Source organism: Amycolatopsis echigonensis (assembly GCF_014174495.1).
Classification (GTDB): Bacteria; Actinomycetota; Actinomycetes; order Mycobacteriales; family Pseudonocardiaceae; genus Amycolatopsis; species Amycolatopsis echigonensis.
The window spans coordinates 199,612-216,835 of sequence record NZ_JACJHR010000004.1 but is presented as its reverse complement, the minus strand read 5'-3'; the positions used below and the strand labels follow the sequence as shown (position 1 = coordinate 216,835).

The window sequence follows — 17,224 nt, the reverse complement described above, 5'->3', positions numbered from 1 at the left end:
GGGCAGCGCCGGTTCGGCCCGCCACACCGCGGCGGGCAAGGTCAGGCCGGGCCGTAGTAGCCGGGTTGGCAGCCGACGCCGCCGTTCCACCAGGCGTCGATCACTCGCCAGTGGATCACCGGCTGCACGTTCGTGATGCCCGGTCCGACGCAGTAGTGGAAGAGATTCCGGAAGATGTCCTGCACGTCGAGCATCACGGTCGAACCAGAGCCGCCGTCGCAGTGCCGGTACATGCCGGGGTCGATGTAGCCGCACGGCATGTGAGCACCCACCGGATCGGCCGACGCCTCAGCCGCCACGCCCGCACCCACCACGAGCACCGTCATCCCCATCACCACGGCACGCCTGATCGTTCCGGAAATGGACATAGTTCCTCCCCAACTAAAATGAAATTTCCTCAGACGATCACGCCCAGTGATCGCCAGGCCGCCTGCCGGCACTTCCCCGCGTAAGCCAAATGGCCGCCGGGATCAGTTCGACTACGGATAGCCACTGAAACCAGCTCCTTTAGGGCGGACACCGGAAGCCGCATGTGAGCCGCGCCCCTTCGCGCTACCCTCAACAGACGAGGGGTCGTGCGAGGGGGATGCTCGCCTTCACTCCGTCAAGGATCGAATGCGGCAACGGGTATGACTAGGGGGTTTCCGTCTTCTCATGATGGGAATACAGAAGACGCACTCGAAGCAGCCCGATCAAATGCGAGCCGAATTCGCGAAGAAGCTTCACGAGTTGCGCACCTCTCAAGGACTTTCGCTCGCGGCCCTGGCGCAGCGCGTCCATTACAGCCGCAGCCATCTCAACAATGTCGAGCACGGCACGAAAGCAGCAAGTTTCGAGCTTGCCGAAGCGTGCGACGCTGCACTCGGTGCCGACGGCGAACTCAAAGCTCTCATCCCGAAACAACGATCGACAGCCCAGAAGCCGCAGACGCGTCCGGCTCAACTGCCAGCCGCCGCGGGTCGTTTTATCGGCCGGATCGAGCATCTGGCGGCGATGGACTCCCTCTCGCGGCAGCAAGACCAGCTCTCGGTCGCGGTCCTTCACGGGCCTCCCGGCATAGGAAAAACGACGCTCGCCCTGCATTGGGCGCATCGCAACGCCGCCCATTTCGAGGATGGCCAGCTTTTCGCTGATCTCCGCGCATACTCGCGGCACGGCCATCCGGTCGAACCAGCCGAAACCCTGGAAGAATTCCTCATTTCGTTAGGTCTCTCGCCTTCGGACGTACCCGCAACTGCCGAAGAGCGGGCAGCACTGTTCCGGACGATGACCCACGGACGTCGTTTGCTGATCGTCCTCGACAATGCGGTGTCCTCAGAACAGATCCGGGCGCTCCTGCCTGGCGACGCGACAAGCATGGTGCTGGTGACCACGCGGCGCGTCCTCACCGGGCTTTCCGTACGACCGGGAGCGACGCAGCTCCGCGTCGACCCCTTTGCCCCGGACGATTCGTTTCGGCTCCTGCGGGACGTAGTCGGCATGCGGGTCGACCAGGAACCCGAGGCCGCGCGCGACGTGCTCGACCGGTGCGGGCACCTGCCCCTGGCCGTGGCAGTCGCCGCGGAACGCATCGCGGCGCATCCACTCCGGCTGTCCGATCTCGCCCAGGACCTGGCCGAAGAGCGCACTCGACTCGGTGCGCTGACGGTCGAGGACGACGACACGAACGTACGGACGGTGATCTCGTGGTCGTACCGAGCTCTCGCCGCCGATACCGCGCGCGTGTTCCGGCTGATCGGCCTGCATCCCGGCAAGAACATCAGCGTCGAGGCCGTCGCCGCACTCGCAGGTCTCCCGGTCGAACGCGCGGGCGAACTCCTCCGCCTCCTCGCCGGCGGGCATCTCGTCGCCGAGATCGACCGAGGCCGCTTCCGGCTCCATGATCTCCTCCGGGTTTACGCAACCGAGCGTGCGCTCGACGAAGAGACTCCGGCCGAACGAGATGCCGCCCACCTTCGCGAACTTACGTGGTATCTGCACATGTGCCGCTCTGCAGCACATGCCCTTGCGCCTTATCGCGAGCCCGGTGTCGCCGCCGGGGAGCTTGACTATGCTGCCGCGTTCAGGTGGTGCGAAGCGGAGCTGCAGAACTTCCCCTCCGTCATCGCATCGGCCATGCGTGGCGAACATCCGGAAATCGGCTGGCAAATCTCACAAGTACTGTTTCCGTTTCTGCACCTGCGCAAGCCCTGGACGGTCTGGGATCGCATCTACCAACTCGGACTCGAAGGCTCGCACAAGGCGCTCGACCCCAGCGCCCAAGCGGAAATGCTCACCGGGCTCGGCTTGGTCCGCCTTGGCTTGGGCATGTACGACGAGGGCCTCGATTTCTTTCTGCGAGCTCTGGAGACGCTCGAGGGCCATCACGACCCCAACGGGACTGCTTGGTGTCACGTCGGTGTCGGACTCGCCTACGCGGGAGCTGGGCGCCACACCGAGGCCCGAGAGTCGTTCGAACTAGGACTCGCGATTCAGCAGGCGCACGATGACCGGCACGGTGAGTCCGTCACTCTCATGCACCTCGCCGAAGTGTGCGGACAAGAAGGACGCCACGAGGACGCGGTTCAATACGCGTTCCGCGCGTTGTCGCTGTGCCGCACTGTCGGAGACCAGTACGGCGAAGGACTCGCACTTCACCAGATAGGCAAAGCGAACTTCGCAGGAGGAAAGCTCGAGGCCGCGGTGCGCTACTTGGAGGAGGCGCTTGCGAGCCAGCGAGCTGCCCGGGACAGCAAGGGAGAGGCAGACACCCTCCTGCTCCTGAACGAGGTGCTGACCGTCGCCGGCGACCACGACACTGCACGTGACTACCTGCAACAAGCAGCAATGATCCTGAGCCAACGCGGAGAACCGGCTGAAGCCGAGGTCCGCGCTCGGCTTGACGACCTCGACGCCGGGAGGCAATGAATGCCCAAACAATCCTTCTCGGGACTACGGCTTGAGGGCACGCTGTCCACTGACTCCCAAGAAATCGCCTACGCAGCAGCCGACTTCGGCGGCATCATCTCGCGCACTCCGCTGGCCGTCGCCCGAGCGCACTCGCCACGAGACGTCAGGTCCGTCCTCAGATTCGCCGCAGAGCACGGCCTTTCGGTAACGCCACGGGGGCAAGGCCACAGCAGCATGGGTCAAGCGCAGGCAGTCTCCGGCATCGTGCTCGACCTGAGCGACCTCAATACGGTGCACGACATCAGCAGCGACCGTGTAGTCGTTGACGCCGGTACGACCTGGGCCGCGCTCCTGGCTGCCACTCTCCAGCACGGACTGACTCCGCGAGTCCTCACCGACTATCTCGGCACCTCCGTCGGCGGAACATTGTCCGTCGGCGGAATCGGCGGGACGACTCACCGCTACGGAGTTCAAACCGACAACGTGCTGTCCCTCGACGTCGTCACCGGCGACGGAGAATTCCGAACCTGCTCCCCTACCGAATCACCTGACCTCTTCAACGCAGTACTCGCCGGGTTCGGTCGCTGCGGCGTGATCGTACGTGCCACCATTCCTCTCATCGCCGCACCGGAACGGGTGCGGCGGATCAAGGTCTACTACCCGACTGCGGCCGAACTACGCAGCCAGCAGCGGAAACTCCTCCGCGAGCGCCGGTTCGACTTCCTCCAAGGACAGATCCTTCCCAGCGACGCGGGCTGGGTCCACATGCTCGATGTCTCCGCCTTCTACACGCCGCCCGCAGAACCCGACGACGCCACCTTGGTCGACGACATCGGCTACGACCCGGCCCGGGACAAGATCGAGGACCTCAGCTATTGGGAGTTCGCTACCCGGCTCGACGAAACCGTCACCTACCTCGAAACCACCGGCGAATGGCGCGCACCCCACCCCTGGCCCAACCTGTTCCTGCCCGACCGCACCACCGACACTTTCGTTGACCAGATCATGCACGGCCTCAGCCACTCCGACCTCGGCGCTTCCGGGCTGATCCTGACCTACCCTGTTTCCACCGACGTGCTCACCACGCCGCTTTTCCGCGTACCGGACGCACCGACGATCTTCCTCGTCGCAGCGCTCCGCTTCGCATCATCCGAATCGATCGCCGAGCAGATGGTGCGAAGCAACCGCCGCTGGTTCGATAGCGCAGTCGGCCTCGGCGGCACGAGTTACCCAGTAGGCGCAATCCCGTTCACGGAGGACGACTGGCGAAACCATCTCGGCCAAGCGCACCAATCCTTCGCTGAAGCCGAGGCCCGTTATGACCCGAGTGAAGTGCTCAACCGCCGCCTCAAACTGACTCCTTAGCGGAGGAAGTTTCCGGGCCAAAGCTTGGTTCCGCGGATATCAGGCTTTCAGCATCCGGCTAGTGAAACCTCGCTCGACGAGCCGTGTATAGGCTTTGAGAGCAGGTTTCGGCACGTCCTGAGCGATCGCGAAGCCCAGGTCGGGGTAACGCATGACTCGTTCCATGTCGCCGATCATCATGTCGACGACCTCAGCCGCGGGTCCGATCGTCTCGACGTACTCGCGCAGGGTGACGGGCGCAGATGCGCATCGAGGGGCGACCTCTGGCCACTGCCGTCGGCAGGTCGCGTAGGCGCGACGCTCCATGTACGGCATCGCGATCAGCAGCAGCGAAGTCGGTTGGATCCCTGCCGCGGCGAAGACCTCGCGCGACAGAGTGAAGTTCTCACCGGTGTTCCGGGCGTTCGGTTCGAGCAGAATCGCCTCGTCCGGAACGCCGCATGCGAGCACGACCTCGCGAAAGTGCTCGGCTTCGCCTCGCGGGAAGAGCTTCTCAGTCCCCGGAGCTTTCCCACCGCTGATGACCATCACCGGGAACACGCTCCGGTGGTACAGCTCGGCAGCGAACGATGCGACGCCGAGGTCGTTCCCACCGAGAACCAGCGCGGCCGAACATGGAACGAGCTCGTGGTGGAGCTGGTGATAGTCCCAGACGACTTCGGCATCTGCCCAGTCCTGCGCCGTCAGCTCGCGCACCACGTGCTCCGTCAACCCCTCTCGGTCACGCCTAGCCCTCCTGAGCGAGGCGAAGACTTCGGATGCTCTGCAACTGGTGCATCATGCCGTACTGCCGCGCGACGTCCGCAGCGTCCTCAAGCCGGCGGTGCCCAGCCGTCTCGGTCCGCGGATCAGACAGCAGGATGTGACTGTAAGCGGTGTCCAAACGGACCTGCTGCATCGGCGTACCGGAACCGTGCGCGTCCAATGCCACGCTGATCGCCGCTGTCGCCCGCTGGAGATCGCCAGCGCTTCGGTGTGCGAGCGCGAGCTTCTGGTGGGCAGTCGACCAGTCGAGGGGTTCTTCCAGCCGGTCAAACTCGATGATCGCTGGTTCGATGAATTGGATGGCCTGTTCCGGATCGTCCGCTTTGCTCAGCGCGGTGCCGACCCAGAGCCGTGACCTTGCACGGTCGCGTCCAGACAACCGTACGTCATCGGCAAGGTCGAAGTATTTCTCGGCCGCTCGGCGGTGCGCGCCTGTCATCTCTTCGTTCACAGCCAGCTGGAGGTCGATCTGCGCGACACGTCTGTGCATGCCGAGTTCAGTGAAGATCTCGCGTGCGAGCGAGTAGCTCTGTCTGGCCGACAGTGGCCCGCGGAGCAATCCCTGGTCCTGGCGCAAGTCTCCCTGCAGCCGCAGGCTCCGGGCATAGAGCGACATGCCGCACGTATCGTTGCTGTCCGGCAAAAACCGCCGCAGCCAGCGATCGACCAACATGGTCGCACCCGGAAAGTCTTGCCGTCCGAAGTGGACTATCGCACGATCCAGATCATCCGACCAGGATTCGCAATCCACAGTGGACACATAGGGACGTTGCTCGTTCTCAGACCCGACCGGCTCCGCATCGGCAAGCAGCATTTCGAGTTCGCTCAAGCTTATGCCCAGCAGTCGTGCGATTTCGCTGCGACGGGCTGGACTCGGTGCCCAAACGCCGTTCTCCCAGCGTTTAACCGTGCGCGGGTCGACTTCGAGTGCGTAAGCGAATGTCTCTTGGGTATAGCCTGCGGCCTTGCGCGCACGCTTCAGATTTATCCGCGGAGTGTTCATGATCTACCCCCTTGCTAACAAGTTACCCCAGTTCAGTGCTGCTCGCGGAGGCCGCAACACAGCTCACCGTCCCTAAAACGTCCCGCCCGCCCCGTTACCGCCCTGGTCCGTTCCGGCCGAAAGAACGACAGTTGCGCCAGGCAACCCGGAGGTTCCGCGCGGCCGCCCCCGAGGATCCGGTCGAAGGCCAAGCTGTCCCTTCGTCCGAATCTGCCCCGGCCTCCGGGTTGCTGCCCAGCTTGCCGAGCAACGGAGGACAGGAGCGATGACCGGACCGCGAAAAAGCAGCGCGCTGATCCCGATCGGCTGGGTGATCTCATGAATCTCTTGACGATCGACACACTGACTGCGTTGGCAGGCGTGCACCGCCGACTGCCCGGCATCATTGTCGGCCTCGTAGACGGTCAAGTGACAGCCGACGAGGTCCGGGAGTTCGCCGATCTCCTCGGCGAAGCCACGGAGTTGGTGCGCGATCACGCCGATGACCAAGCACGTGGGATCGTGCAGTTTCAGCGCGAGACCGACGTTGACGCCGACCGCGCTCTCGCCAGCGTGACCGCACTGGATCCGCGATCATGAGCTGGAGTGTTGTTTTCGTACTCGCAGTCATCGCCTTCCCCGTCGTCTTCTTCACCGCGACCGGCATCATCGAGCACCGGCGGAACTTGGCGGTTCGCCGTTCGCCCAACTCTGTCGAGGCTCTTCGCCGACGTGTCGGGCAGCAAACGCCGCACGGCCGCACAAGATCGACAGAGCCATGAGGACGCTCACTCGCGCCACGCCACCCGGCTCCGTCGCTCTCGGGCTTGAACTTCGCGCTGCACGCGTGAAAGCCAAATTCGGAGTCCGCGAGCTCGCCCGCAGGGCGGGTGTCCACCCCGGCCAAGTGAGCAGCTGGGAAGTCGGAGAGCGGATCCCGCCATCGGATTCCGTCTCGTACCTGGCAGGCCTGCTGCACATGACGATGACCGAGCACCGCCGCATTCGGCAACGTGCCGCGGACGCGCGCCGCGAAGACCACGTCGAACCCGATCAAGATGCGGCGGCGCGGCTAAGGACGGCCTACGACCACCTGGCTTCCCGCATTGTCGAGTGGGCTCCGGCATCCCTGCCTGACCGCTTGCAGCGCGCCGAAGTCACCTCGAGCGGACTCTATCGAGCCTTGCCACTCGTTCGCCGAACACCGCAGCCGGACGCCCCGCAAGCTACGCGGGACTTGTTCATCAGCAGGAAAGCGGTCCTCGGGGAGACCGAACAGTTGCTCCGCCTCGTCGACGGACCGGAACGCATCCGGCTAGTAACCTCCGAGGTTGGAGACCTTCCGGCATTCACCGTTTACCAGATCGACGGGAAGACTCCCACCGTCGCGTTGCGACACGCGCACTGCTCCGTCTACCTGACGTCCGACCTGGCGACTGCCGCCTACGTCCGCGCGATGGAGCGCTTCCGCGAGGAAGCGCTTTCCCCGACCGAGACGGCCTACGCAGTCGAGATGGCTTTTCACGACGTCAAAACGAACCGGTGACCAGCCGACGACCGTCACCGCTTACTGCGCGGACTTGCCGGAGCGGTCTTTCCGCGGCCGGCCTCCGCCAGCCCCGCGGCCGGGACGGCCGCGCTCCCATTGTTCGATCTCTTCACGACGCCCACGAGCCCAGCCTGGAGTACGGCCGACGACCACGTCCGGCTCGGGAAACGGGTGGGTCTCGGCATAGCGGCTGCGCCATGTCGAGACGGTGGTCTGGGTAACGCCGAACCAGGTGCCGACTTCGCCCAGGTCGAGGTAGCGAAGGGTCTGGTCGGGCTCGGCGGGCTGGCCGTCGACCTCGGTTCGCCGGTCGGTCACGTCGCGGAAGATAGCAGCGAACCTGCAGCTCCAGTCGCATCGCCACGCGCACTGACCTGGTCACATCAGGTCGAGAATCCGGCGGACAGCGCGCACCTTGCTGGCCAGGCGCAGGACGTGCCGACGGCGCTGGTACGCCACCTCGACCCAATCGGCGCGGGCGAGGGAGTCACCGTGGTATAGGACCACCTGGTGGCCCAGGCCCCAGAACATGCTGTTCACGCCGGTCACCGCCACGGCAAGCTCGTCGATGTCGGCCCCGATCCAGATCATCGATGCCGGATCCAGCGACCGCTGCCGAAGAAGCTTCGCGGTCGCCCGGAACAAGCTGCCAGTGCCGACTGTGTTCTCGCAGATCGCCTGGCCGGGCTTCACGACATCCATCGTCAGCGAAACCAGCGCGTCAGCTATGTCCGGCGGGGTGTAGACCTGGGCATTGACCTTGGCCTCGGTCCGGGTTTTCAAGACTGCCAGCAAGCGGCCGAGCAGGTCGGCGTCATGCCGCAGCTCCGGCTGGTACAGATCCAGCAAGCCTGCGGCCAAAGCCGCGTCTGCTGTCGCTTTCACCCGCTCGCAAAGACGGTCGTCAGGCTCGTCGTACAACCAGGAAATCATCGGACTGATCGCGTCCACCAGATCCGTCCGCGCCCGGACGATCTCCGTCCACACCGCGCGCGACTGGTACCAGTACGCGCGGGGCGTCATCGCCATGACCTGGTTCGCGAAGGCGACCCCGTCGTCGGGTTGCAGCAGCGCCAGCGTTGCCGCCACGCCAAGCGGGACTTCGTGCCTGCCCGCGCTCCCGCTCCGGTGCCAGGCTTCGTCGATCGCATCGGCGACGCGAGTCGCCATCTCGTCAGTCCTCACCTTGGTTCCTCCGATCGAGTAGATCCCAGAAACGTTGAAGGCATACGTCTCAACGTTGATCTACCGTAAACGTTGCAACCAGTACTCGCAATGTTTTGGGAGGATGCGTGAACCGCACAGATCCGTTGCCCTGGGCAGCACCGATACCGCGCGAACTCCCTGCATTGCGGGAACGGCAGGTCGAGTACTTGCTCAGCGACGAGTCGCTGAAGCTCACCGCGGTAGCAATGCTCAACGGGCTGGGCACGATCCGTCCGGTCGGCGACCCCGCGATGGCGGCTTACCTCTTGCTCCAAGACGAGCATCAACGACTGAGCCAAGCCAAGATGTTCTACTTCACCGAGGACATCGCCCAGCTCGTGCAGCACGCCGCACGAAGTGTTACGGACCAATGGGAGATCGAGCCGGAGGAACTTCCTGCCCTCTCCGGCTTTGCGCTGTTCCCAACGCCCCTGGCGACGTACACGAGGACGGATGGAGCGAACGTTCCCATCGTCGCGTTCTCCTGGGGGCCGACTGACCTCATCGACGACCCGTCGACCGGCGTATGGATCACGTTCTGGAGTGCGACCGACTATTCGGCTGTTGAGAAGGAGTTGCGTCGCGCCAAGCTTTCCGCCGCGGAGGCGGCGCGTTACGCCCGAACGCTCCACGCGGAGCTGACCTGGGACAACGAGATCTACTTGCCGTTCGGGCATACCGAGGCGCCAGTGATCGCCGATCCTGCCGAGGGACCGCGGCTGATCGACCCGCGCGTGGTCGTCGCGGGGCAAACCACAACCGCATGGCTTCCGGTCGTGATCGCGGCGTGGCTGTTCTGCCGTCCGAACTCGTTCACCGTCGCCGAAGACGAGCACCTTCCACGGACAATGCGCCGTCGCGCGGAACGGGCGGGCCTCGAAACCTCGCCGGTCCGCGTGGTGTCCGTCAGCCGGACGCCCCAGCGATCTGCCACACGACCGGCCGAGCCGAGCGGCCGCACAGTCGGGGTCCGGTTCCCGGTCGGGCCGTTCGTCCGTCGACAGGCCTATGGGCCCGGCCGTCAGCTGCGACGTCGGACCCTCGTTGCCGGCCATTGGCGCGGCCCCGCCGACGCACCGATCCGCATCGGCAAGACCGTCAACCTCGTCAACAAACGTCTCGAAGACTGATCTTGATGGTCCGCCGCGGCGCAGACGTCTGGGGCGCCGCAGGGTGAACCATCCGGCGGACTGCTTACTCCAGGTCGTACCCCAAGCTGTCGGCTACGTCCTCGACAAAGTCTTCACCGGGGACGGAAGTGTCGTGCTGATGCACGTCCCAGGCGGCGTCGTCGACGGCGTCGCCTCCCTCCTCCAGCGCCTCGGACACCATGCCGACCATGTCGCGGGCTTCGTCCTGGTCGAGGTCGAAACGGTCGGCCGCGTTGGCTGCGGCGTAATCGAGCATTTCCTCCGACCACATCTGCTCACTCACGGGCAAACCCCTCTCGTTACCGGTTCCCGCAAGACACGGCCACCCCGGTCACCGTTCATTCAGACGGCCAGCGATGTCATCGTCACGGCCAACACCGTCCCGCCCGCCATCGCCGGGGCCAGCGGAATTCGTGCCTGCCGCCGGCTCGACAGCACGAGCGCCAGTGCGGCGCATCCGGCAATCAGGTAGGAGATCGCGATTGCTGATCCGATCACAGGCCACCCCGCCGCGCCCGCGAGCATCCCCAGCGACGGGGCGAGTTTCACGTCACCAGGACCAGGTTGTCCGCTGACAACGAACGACCCGAGCAAAAGCCCGCCCCATCCCAAGCCGCCGACCGCGGCGCGAAGCAGCATCTCCGGCGTGCCCGAACCAACACCGATGACGGCGATTCCCACTGCCCCGGACGCGGCGAACATCGCGCTGAGCTGATTCGGGATCCGGTGCTCGGCGAGGTCGACAACGGCAGCTGGCAACCCGAATGCGCCGAACGGCACTACCGCCAGCCTCAGTGCCGGCGGCCATACAGCGGTGCAGGCGGCGAGAACCACCACGGCACCGATAAGGAGGAGTTCGTACCGGCGGCGCGTCGCCAGGAAGCACCGGAGCGCGGCTACCCCGCCGATGCCCGTGACGACGGTGGCCGCGATGGACCATACGAGGGTTTCAGCCGTCACGGCGAACCTCGACCCGCACCTCCGCGCCGTACCAAGCGCCGCCGCCGCCACGGTGCGCCGGTCGGTAGTGCCAGCTGGGGTGGTTGGAGACGGCGATCGTCCGACGGCATCGACACGGCGCTGTCGTCCACCAGCCCACTCTCAGCAGGTGCAGCCGACCGTACGGAAACCGTCCGGCCACCGACGCACACGCACAATCGATCATTCCGCCGAGGCTCGTTCCTCGGACGAGCAGCTGGCCGTGTGCCTCGTCGTGGTTCGCTACCCACTCGACGGTTCTCAGCAGCTCCACGTCGCCTCCCCGGACCGCGCGCGATGGCATGGGAGACACGGCGAACGGGCACGAGCCCGATACAGGTCCGCGGCGTCATCGTTCGCTCGACTCGGCGGCCTCGGGGTTGAAGGGCTACGCGACCGGCGTCTCCCGGCCGCCGTGGAGGAGCAGGGCCCGGTGAGTCCACGCGAGATGGAGGGCCGCGGCCGCGCCTGGTGAAAGGGTGCCGTCTTCGCGGAGGTGGCGCAGGGTGTTGCCCTCGAACGGCAGCGCTCGGGACGGGACCGCTCCTTCGGTGTTGGACTCGACCGCTGCGCCGAAGAGGGTGTCGTAGGTGTCGGGCTCGATGACAGCGACGGTGAGGATGTCTCCGGCGAGGGTGAGCGCGTCCATGGTGACGCCGAGGCACCAGACCCGGATTCGTTCTTCGGCGAAAGCGCGGTCCATGGTCGCGAACGGCTCGAGCCTGTCGTAGGCGATGGGCTGGCCGCTGCCGTCGTACTCGTCGTGGCCCAGGAGTTCTTCGGCGAATTCCCGTTGGATGTTGCGCCACAAAGAGAAGTCGGCGCTGATGGCGGCGGGCAGCACGCTGGAGGGCTGGAAGATCCCGGCAGGCAGCAGATGCGTCATGCCTCCTCCGCCGGCGACTCGGCTGCCGTCGCGGTGGTGGAGCACGACGCTGGGAGAGTCGCCTCCGCGGATGGTGAGGGTTCCGACCGCTCCCATGAGCGGACGGCGGCGAAGGTCGAACGGGTGCCCGACGCGGCTGCGGAACCGCAGGTTCCGCCACGACGGCCTGGTCGTCACGAGCCGGCCGTCGTGATCGCGCGCGAGATGCTCCTCGGCCGTTTCGTGGGCCAGGGCTTCGTTGACGTCCATCGCATCGAAGAAACCCATGTGTCCGAACCGCATGCTGTTGGCTGTCCAGTCGAGAGAGGCCAGGCGGAAGCACAGGCGGTTCTCGAACAAGCGTGGGCTGGCCAGGTCACGGATCGCGTCGTGGTAGCGGCGATAACGCACGCCGGGCGCGCACCACGGCCTGACCGAGGCGGCCTCGGGTTCGCCGCCGGTGACCGTCGCCGGTGCCAGGTCCGGGTCGAGCCGCAGAGCGACCTGGTCCAACGACACCGGTGCAGGCGGGATCCAGTCAGGGTGGGCGATGACACCGCAGCCTTCGAGACCGGGAACGGAATAGTCGGGGTAGAGCTGTTCGGCGACCAGGGCCAGAGCGCGGCGAGTTCGGCCCAGCGACGTGCGGGTTTCGCGCCACTCGTGCTGTTCGCGGTCCACTTCCGGATCGGAGCACGGGCCGGTCGGATCGGCGGTACCGGATGCGGGTGCCGGTTCGTGGTGGGTGCGGAGGAAGCCCAGCTCGCCGGTCGGGACGTCGAAGAAGTCGGACAGCAGCAGCTGGTAGATGCCCTTCGGTTTGACGGTGTCTCCGCCTTCCCAGCGCCACACGGATTTCTTGGTGAGGTTCGTTTCGCGGTTGTACTTCGTGGTGGCGAGGCGATTCAGCTCCACGGCGAGTTCCTGCTGCGAGAGTCCCCTGCTCTCCCGCAGCTCGATCAACACGAAGTTGGGACGACGCTCGCCTGCCATGCCAGACACGGTACTGGGGCGAACGGGCTGCGCAGGCCGACAACGTCCACGGTTCGTCCACTCTCCGCCGCCGCGACGGGGACCCTTCGTCCACGTTGAGGGGCCGAACCCTCGCTCCTCGCCTGGTTCTCTCGAACGTACGGGCCGAACCGTGCCCATTTCGACGAGGAGGGAGCAGCACGATGGCATCGGACGTCCTGTTCACCAGACCGGACTCGGTGATCCTCCAGCCGACAACCCTGTGCAACCTCGACTGCAGCTACTGCTACCTGCCATTCCGCCGACGCAAGCTGACCATGTCCCGTGAGGTTGCCGACGCGGTGGCCGCCTCGATCAGACCGTGGACCGAAAACGACACCGTCGAAGTGTGCTGGCACGGCGGTGAACCGCTCACGCTCGGCACCGCACGGCTGGGAGCGCTGATGGACTCCTTCGCCGGGATGGCCGTCGCACACGGCATTCAGACGAACGCCACCCTCATCACCGACGAGTGGTGCCGGTTCTTCCGCGAACGCGACGTGCACGTCGGGGTGAGCATCGACGGACCTGCCGAAGACAACCGGCACCGGACCGACCTCACCGGCAAGGAGTCGTTTGCCCGCATCCTGCGCGGCATCAAGACCCTCGCCCGGCACGGGCACGAGGTCTCGATCATCGCCGTGGTGTCCGACCCGACACCGGCCCGAGCGCGCCGACTGTACGAATTCGCGGCCGAACTCGGTGCCACGTGGCTCGGCGTCAACATCGAAGAACAAGAAGGCGTCAACACCCACGACAACCACCGCGACACTGCGCAACTGGAAGAGTTCTGGGCCGCGCTCGCCTCCGCCTGGACCGCGGACCCCCAAGTGCGGCTGCGCGAACTCGACCGTGTGCTGTCTTACGCGCACGGCCTCGACAGAACCAGGCGCACAGCTGCGGCGCAGGTGGACCCGCTGCCGACCGTCGCCCACGACGGCACCGTCACGCTGATCTCACCGGAACTAGCCGGGTTCACCTCGCCCCGCCTCGGCGACTTCGCGTGCGGCAATGTGCTCCACACGCCCCTGGACACGCTGATCGCGAAGGGAACACGTGCAGCGTGGGTGCAGGAATACCTGGAGGGGCTCCGCCGCTGCCGGACCAGCTGCCCGTACTTCGACTTCTGTGGAGGAGGCCAGCCCGCGAACCGGTTCTTCGAGCACCAGCGGCTCGACGGCACCCGGACCAACTACTGCGTCAACAGCAAAATCACCGTCCTGGAAGGAGTGCTCCGTCATGCCCGAAACAGCGGCGCCGCTTGACCGGCGAATCGCGAACTCCCTGCGCTGCCTGACGACCGTGTTCTCATCATGGACGCCTCCACCTGCCCCCGGCGGGAAGTGGGACAGCCGGCCTTCGTGGGACGACCGCCCGAAATTCGACAACCGGCCAGGCTGGGACAACTGGAACAAGCGCCGTTAGTCCCGCACGATGAGGCCGCTCTCGGCTGCGATCGCCGCTGCGGCCGAGAGCGCCTGCTCACTGCTGATCCGCGCACCACGCAACGACAACAGCCCCTTCACGCCCTCGAACGTCGAACCGCGCAGATCGCATCCCGCCGCGGCCGTCGCTTCGAACTCCGTACCGGCGAACACGCAATCGACGAAGACCACATTGGACAGATCGCCGGCCAGAAGCGTCTCGCGAAACGAACATCCCGAAAAAGCGACCGCGTGCTTGACCCGGTCAATCCGGATGATTCCGTAGTCGAACTGGCAGTCCTCGGCGTACACATCCGACGCCTGAAGCAGGGTCAGCTGGACACCCGCCGCGCGACAGTCCACCAGCTCGATCCGCTGTGCCGTCGCCCGGGGCAACTTGGCGCGAGAAAAGTCGATGCCTGCGAAAACGGAATCCCGCATGTCCAGAGGGTCCAGCGTGGCGCCAGCGAGGTTGACCTGCTTCACCATCGAACGGACGACCTCGCCCTCGCCCACGACCCCAGCCTGGTCAGCCCCGACGAGCGAAGCCAGATCGTACGCGAACTCGCCTCGGAAACCGGCGCTCTCAGCGCGCACATCCTCAAGATCCAGCGAAGGACGCTGAACCTTTTTGCCGTCGAACTCTCGGAACTCCACGCGGACAGAATAGCGGCCCGCGCTTTCTGGCATTCTCTGCCAACCTCGCCCAAGGACCGCGAACGTTCCAGCTCACTGCCAGACGTCGCAGCAAGCACGGCCCGGGCTTCAGGCCACCTCGGAGTCATCCTCGAGCTGGTCGATCCGCGCAGTTGTGCGAGCTGGCAACGTTGCGAGCCATGAGTCGAAATCGGCAAGCATGGCGAGCCGCGGCCCTGATGCAGGCCGAATCACCGCCACCTGGCCGGTGGCCAGCGTCAGCTCTAGCCACGGCCCGTCCACCCGCGCCTCGGTGACGTCGAGCGCACGGCGGCGGTTGACCTGCAGGTCGAATGCGGGCAACCCGGTGGCTGAATCGGTCTCCCTCGCGACAATGGGACGAATCCAGAAGATGGCGCCCTCGCGACGAGCGTGCCGCCCCAGCGCAGCATGGAAGACCTCGCTGCCGTCCTCGGTCACTCTCAGCTCGGCTCCCGGCAGTTGGTCGCCCCGCTCCTCGCCGTCGCGGCCGTTGAGCAAGCCGACGAGCCGAATCCACGCCTCATCCAAACCAGCCTGCATCTCTGCTCCTTCCGCTACAAGACGACCACGTCGCCAACGGGCTTTCCGGCGATGTGAGTGACGCCCTTGGCGGCCAGCATCGAGTGGAGTTCGTTGCGCAGTGTCTCCGATCCGCAGCTAATCCTGCTGGGGCCTTCCGGTCCGAGCAAATCGATGCCGTCGCCGAACATCACCTCGTTCGACGGGTTCGTGAACTTGGCTATCTTGAACGGGTCACGCGTCGCAGGGTTCCCGTTCGAGTACTCGGAGGCTTTCGCCGGGTTGATGACGCCGAAGGTGTCGGCGTTGGCACCGTAGTAGTCAGTGCGGGCGAGCAGACGCGATGGGTCGTCCCAGATGAGTCGCGGGTGGGGCTCGGTGGAGGTCGGCGTCTTCAGTACCCGCAGGAACACTGAGCTGGCCCCGCCGGTGAGCTTGTCGACGTCTTCGCTCTTGCCCATCGAGCGCTTGGTTCCCATCGTCAGCCGACGTTCGGAGGAGGCGAGCAGCCCGGTTTTCAGCATCATCCGCAGGCCGTCCGGGGAGCTCGCATGGACGAGGGACTTCCCCTCGGCGGCGCTGGCGAGTTTGTCCGCGGCGTTGCCGACGTCGAACCGGCTCCAGGTGAACCAACCGCCGACCTTTCGCGGCGTCGGATCGTAGCCGGGGCTCGCGGCGAGAGCCGTGCCGTCGGCGAACCCGGTGGCTTGGGCGACTGCGTCGCGAAGGACTCCGACTTTCGCAGGCAGTGCTCGCGTATGAGCCTCGAGCTGGAGTTCCTTCGCGAAGTGCGCGAGCTGAGCGTCGGTCATGCCGACTGCTTCGTGGGCTCGTTCGTGGAACAGTTCCTGCCGGACCATGTCCTCGAGGTGGTCGCCGGTCTTGCGAGCCTCCTGAATGCTCGTGTTCTGGGCGAGGTTCTGGGCCACGACGTTGGCGTTGAGATAGCTGTGTTCTCCTTCCTCCGGGCTCATCGGCCGGTTGGCGAGGTGCAGTTGGCCGAGCCGATTCACCAGTTCCGGGCCATTGCCCTGACCGGCGGGTGCGACGATTTCCAGGCGGCCGCGCAGCGAGTACTCGGTCGTCTTCGGATCGTTGAGGCTGTAGGGCCGGTACACCGCTTGGAAACCGTCGCCGAGTTCGATGGCATATTCCTTGGCCGAGACGTCGGTCCACCTTTCGGTGCCGTTCCAGCTCGCTTCACCGGTCTCGGGGTCGAGCGTCGGCTTGATGCGGGTGGCGTCCCTCAGCGCCGCGACGGCGTGATCGCTCGTCGCGTCGGCCGGCGTGGACGGCACCATCATGGTGGCAAGCGTCTTCCCTTCGTAGGTGAAGGGTTGAACCTGCGCGATTTTGGTGGCGGTGGCCACAGCATGATCGAGCGCGGCGAGCTTGTTCTGGTAGTGCTGGAGCATCTCGACTTCGGCCGCACCGGGGTTCTCGCCGGCGGCGTCCATCACTGCGGAAAGCGCAGCTTTCGCAGCGTCCAGTTTGGCGACGGTGGTTGCCGGTGCGTGCCCCGGAGTGAGGTCTTCGTTGGTGATGTGGTGGTTCACGCTCTTCGCCGTACTGATGAGCTTCTCCGCCAGCTCGTTCTTTTCGTCGAGCGGAACCCGGCCTTGGACCGTCTGCTCCACCTCTTTGGCGACCAGGTTCGAACCTACGTCGAGGGCGTCGAGCAGCTTCGCCTCGGCGTCTTCGTCGAGGCGAGCGTAGAGCACTGTGCGCGGACCGTCCGCACTCTGATAGGTCACCAGCGTCGCCGTTGATGCCAGCAGGTCGTCGCTTCCGACGAGAACCGGTTCGCCATATGCTTGCCCGGTCTCGGGAGTTTCGGGAATC

At 65.5% G+C, this 17,224-nt stretch carries 18 protein-coding genes and 1 pseudogene; 8 read left to right on the top strand and 11 right to left on the bottom strand.

Annotated features, from left to right (window positions below; genetic code table 11):
- Nucleotides 1-41: 41 nt before the first annotated feature.
- A complete protein-coding gene (locus H5411_RS04985) occupies nucleotides 42-368 on the bottom strand; it encodes a DUF6355 family natural product biosynthesis protein (protein ID WP_183123041.1) in 327 nt (108 codons plus the stop codon).
- A 328-nt stretch (nucleotides 369-696) separates the two neighbouring features.
- Here H5411_RS04985 and H5411_RS04980 point away from each other — a divergent pair, with 328 nt between their 5' ends.
- Complete coding sequence (locus H5411_RS04980) at nucleotides 697-2,907, top strand: ATP-binding protein (protein ID WP_183123034.1); 2,211 nt, start codon at nucleotides 697-699, stop codon at nucleotides 2,905-2,907.
- Nucleotides 2,908-4,254 carry an FAD-binding protein gene (locus H5411_RS04975; protein WP_183123033.1) on the top strand — a complete coding sequence of 449 codons (1,347 nt, stop codon included), beginning with the start codon at nucleotides 2,908-2,910 and terminating at the stop codon, nucleotides 4,252-4,254.
- Between the two features lie 39 nt (nucleotides 4,255-4,293).
- Here H5411_RS04975 and H5411_RS04970 read toward each other — a convergent pair whose 3' ends face one another.
- Nucleotides 4,294-4,950 (bottom strand): YdcF family protein, encoded by a 657-nt coding sequence (locus H5411_RS04970; protein ID WP_312877633.1) that lies wholly within the window; start codon nucleotides 4,948-4,950, stop codon nucleotides 4,294-4,296.
- Nucleotides 4,951-4,981: 31 nt separating this feature from the next.
- Complete coding sequence (locus H5411_RS04965; protein WP_183123031.1) at nucleotides 4,982-6,022, bottom strand: helix-turn-helix domain-containing protein; 1,041 nt, start codon at nucleotides 6,020-6,022, stop codon at nucleotides 4,982-4,984.
- Between the two features lie 318 nt (nucleotides 6,023-6,340).
- Between H5411_RS04965 and H5411_RS04960 the strand changes: the two genes are divergently transcribed.
- The 3 genes and pseudogenes from H5411_RS04960 to H5411_RS04955 all read left to right on the top strand — a co-directional run bounded on the left by H5411_RS04960 (nucleotide 6,341) and on the right by H5411_RS04955 (nucleotide 7,547).
- A complete protein-coding gene (locus tag H5411_RS04960; RefSeq protein WP_183123030.1) occupies nucleotides 6,341-6,601 on the top strand; it encodes a hypothetical protein in 261 nt (86 codons plus the stop codon).
- A gap of 178 nt (nucleotides 6,602-6,779) precedes the next feature.
- Nucleotides 6,780-6,974 (top strand): annotated as a pseudogene (locus H5411_RS49240) (helix-turn-helix domain-containing protein); the annotation flags it as partial.
- Nucleotides 6,975-6,980: 6 nt separating this feature from the next.
- On the top strand, nucleotides 6,981-7,547 hold the full coding sequence (locus tag H5411_RS04955) for a Scr1 family TA system antitoxin-like transcriptional regulator (RefSeq protein WP_246368749.1): 567 nt from the start codon (nucleotides 6,981-6,983) through the stop codon (nucleotides 7,545-7,547).
- A 21-nt stretch (nucleotides 7,548-7,568) separates the two neighbouring features.
- Here the strand turns inward: H5411_RS04955 and H5411_RS04950 are convergent, their stop codons facing one another.
- Both H5411_RS04950 and H5411_RS04945 read right to left on the bottom strand, forming a co-directional pair.
- Entirely contained in the window at nucleotides 7,569-7,868 is a 300-nt protein-coding gene (locus tag H5411_RS04950; RefSeq protein ID WP_134662634.1) for a hypothetical protein, read from the bottom strand.
- A 60-nt stretch (nucleotides 7,869-7,928) separates the two neighbouring features.
- The gene (locus H5411_RS04945) at nucleotides 7,929-8,735 is read right to left on the bottom strand and encodes an N-6 DNA methylase (protein WP_183123028.1); all 807 of its coding nucleotides are present in this window, start codon (nucleotides 8,733-8,735) and stop codon (nucleotides 7,929-7,931) included.
- A 107-nt stretch (nucleotides 8,736-8,842) separates the two neighbouring features.
- Between H5411_RS04945 and H5411_RS04940 the strand changes: the two genes are divergently transcribed.
- On the top strand, nucleotides 8,843-9,886 hold the full coding sequence (locus H5411_RS04940; protein ID WP_183123027.1) for a hypothetical protein: 1,044 nt from the start codon (nucleotides 8,843-8,845) through the stop codon (nucleotides 9,884-9,886).
- Nucleotides 9,887-9,950: 64 nt separating this feature from the next.
- Here the strand turns inward: H5411_RS04940 and H5411_RS04935 are convergent, their stop codons facing one another.
- The 3 genes from H5411_RS04935 to H5411_RS04925 form a co-directional block, all read right to left on the bottom strand.
- Nucleotides 9,951-10,190 carry a hypothetical protein gene (locus tag H5411_RS04935; RefSeq protein ID WP_312877627.1) on the bottom strand — a complete coding sequence of 80 codons (240 nt, stop codon included), beginning with the start codon at nucleotides 10,188-10,190 and terminating at the stop codon, nucleotides 9,951-9,953.
- 59 nt (nucleotides 10,191-10,249) lie between these two features.
- Nucleotides 10,250-10,867: a prepilin peptidase gene (locus tag H5411_RS04930; protein ID WP_167756558.1), complete on the bottom strand. Its 618-nt coding sequence runs from the start codon at nucleotides 10,865-10,867 to the stop codon at nucleotides 10,250-10,252.
- 406 nt (nucleotides 10,868-11,273) lie between these two features.
- On the bottom strand, nucleotides 11,274-12,743 hold the full coding sequence (locus H5411_RS04925; protein WP_134662639.1) for a helix-turn-helix domain-containing protein: 1,470 nt from the start codon (nucleotides 12,741-12,743) through the stop codon (nucleotides 11,274-11,276).
- A gap of 182 nt (nucleotides 12,744-12,925) precedes the next feature.
- On the opposite strand from H5411_RS04925, the gene amcB reads away from it, so the two are divergent.
- Together amcB and amcA are read left to right on the top strand one after the other, a co-directional pair.
- Nucleotides 12,926-14,026, top strand: coding sequence for a cyclophane-forming radical SAM peptide maturase AmcB (amcB, locus tag H5411_RS04920; protein WP_134662640.1), 1,101 nt, complete (start codon nucleotides 12,926-12,928; stop codon nucleotides 14,024-14,026).
- The gene (amcA, locus tag H5411_RS49235; RefSeq protein WP_370318180.1) at nucleotides 14,001-14,186 is read left to right on the top strand and encodes a multiple cyclophane-containing RiPP AmcA; all 186 of its coding nucleotides are present in this window, start codon (nucleotides 14,001-14,003) and stop codon (nucleotides 14,184-14,186) included. Before amcB ends, amcA begins: the two co-directional genes overlap by 26 nt.
- Here the strand turns inward: amcA and H5411_RS04915 are convergent.
- From H5411_RS04915 to H5411_RS04905, 3 genes are all read right to left on the bottom strand, one after another.
- Entirely contained in the window at nucleotides 14,183-14,842 is a 660-nt protein-coding gene (locus H5411_RS04915; protein WP_134662641.1) for a pentapeptide repeat-containing protein, read from the bottom strand. The two genes, amcA and H5411_RS04915, sit on opposite strands and share 4 nt — an antisense overlap.
- 108 nt (nucleotides 14,843-14,950) lie before the next feature.
- Nucleotides 14,951-15,403 carry a hypothetical protein gene (locus H5411_RS04910; RefSeq protein WP_134662642.1) on the bottom strand — a complete coding sequence of 151 codons (453 nt, stop codon included), beginning with the start codon at nucleotides 15,401-15,403 and terminating at the stop codon, nucleotides 14,951-14,953.
- 14 nt (nucleotides 15,404-15,417) lie between these two features.
- Complete coding sequence (locus H5411_RS04905) at nucleotides 15,418-17,136, bottom strand: hypothetical protein (RefSeq protein ID WP_240692034.1); 1,719 nt, start codon at nucleotides 17,134-17,136, stop codon at nucleotides 15,418-15,420.
- Nucleotides 17,137-17,224: the final 88 nt, after the last annotated feature.

What these genes read in the sequence shown, in the direction of transcription:
- H5411_RS04925 (WP_134662639.1), bottom strand. Translation starts at nt 12,743, where the DNA reads ATGGCAGGCGAGCGTCGTCCCAACTTCGTGTTGATCGAGCTGCGGGAG.
- H5411_RS04975 (WP_183123033.1), top strand. Translation starts at nt 2,908, where the DNA reads ATGCCCAAACAATCCTTCTCGGGACTACGGCTTGAGGGCACGCTGTCC.
- H5411_RS04960 (WP_183123030.1), top strand. Translation starts at nt 6,341, where the DNA reads ATGAATCTCTTGACGATCGACACACTGACTGCGTTGGCAGGCGTGCAC.
- H5411_RS04980 (WP_183123034.1), top strand. Translation starts at nt 697, where the DNA reads ATGCGAGCCGAATTCGCGAAGAAGCTTCACGAGTTGCGCACCTCTCAA.
- H5411_RS04910 (WP_134662642.1), bottom strand. Translation starts at nt 15,403, where the DNA reads ATGCAGGCTGGTTTGGATGAGGCGTGGATTCGGCTCGTCGGCTTGCTC.
- amcA (WP_370318180.1), top strand. Translation starts at nt 14,001, where the DNA reads ATGCCCGAAACAGCGGCGCCGCTTGACCGGCGAATCGCGAACTCCCTG.
- H5411_RS04985 (WP_183123041.1), bottom strand. Translation starts at nt 368, where the DNA reads ATGTCCATTTCCGGAACGATCAGGCGTGCCGTGGTGATGGGGATGACG.
- H5411_RS04955 (WP_246368749.1), top strand. Translation starts at nt 6,981, where the DNA reads ATGACGATGACCGAGCACCGCCGCATTCGGCAACGTGCCGCGGACGCG.
- amcB (WP_134662640.1), top strand. Translation starts at nt 12,926, where the DNA reads ATGGCATCGGACGTCCTGTTCACCAGACCGGACTCGGTGATCCTCCAG.
- H5411_RS04965 (WP_183123031.1), bottom strand. Translation starts at nt 6,022, where the DNA reads ATGAACACTCCGCGGATAAATCTGAAGCGTGCGCGCAAGGCCGCAGGC.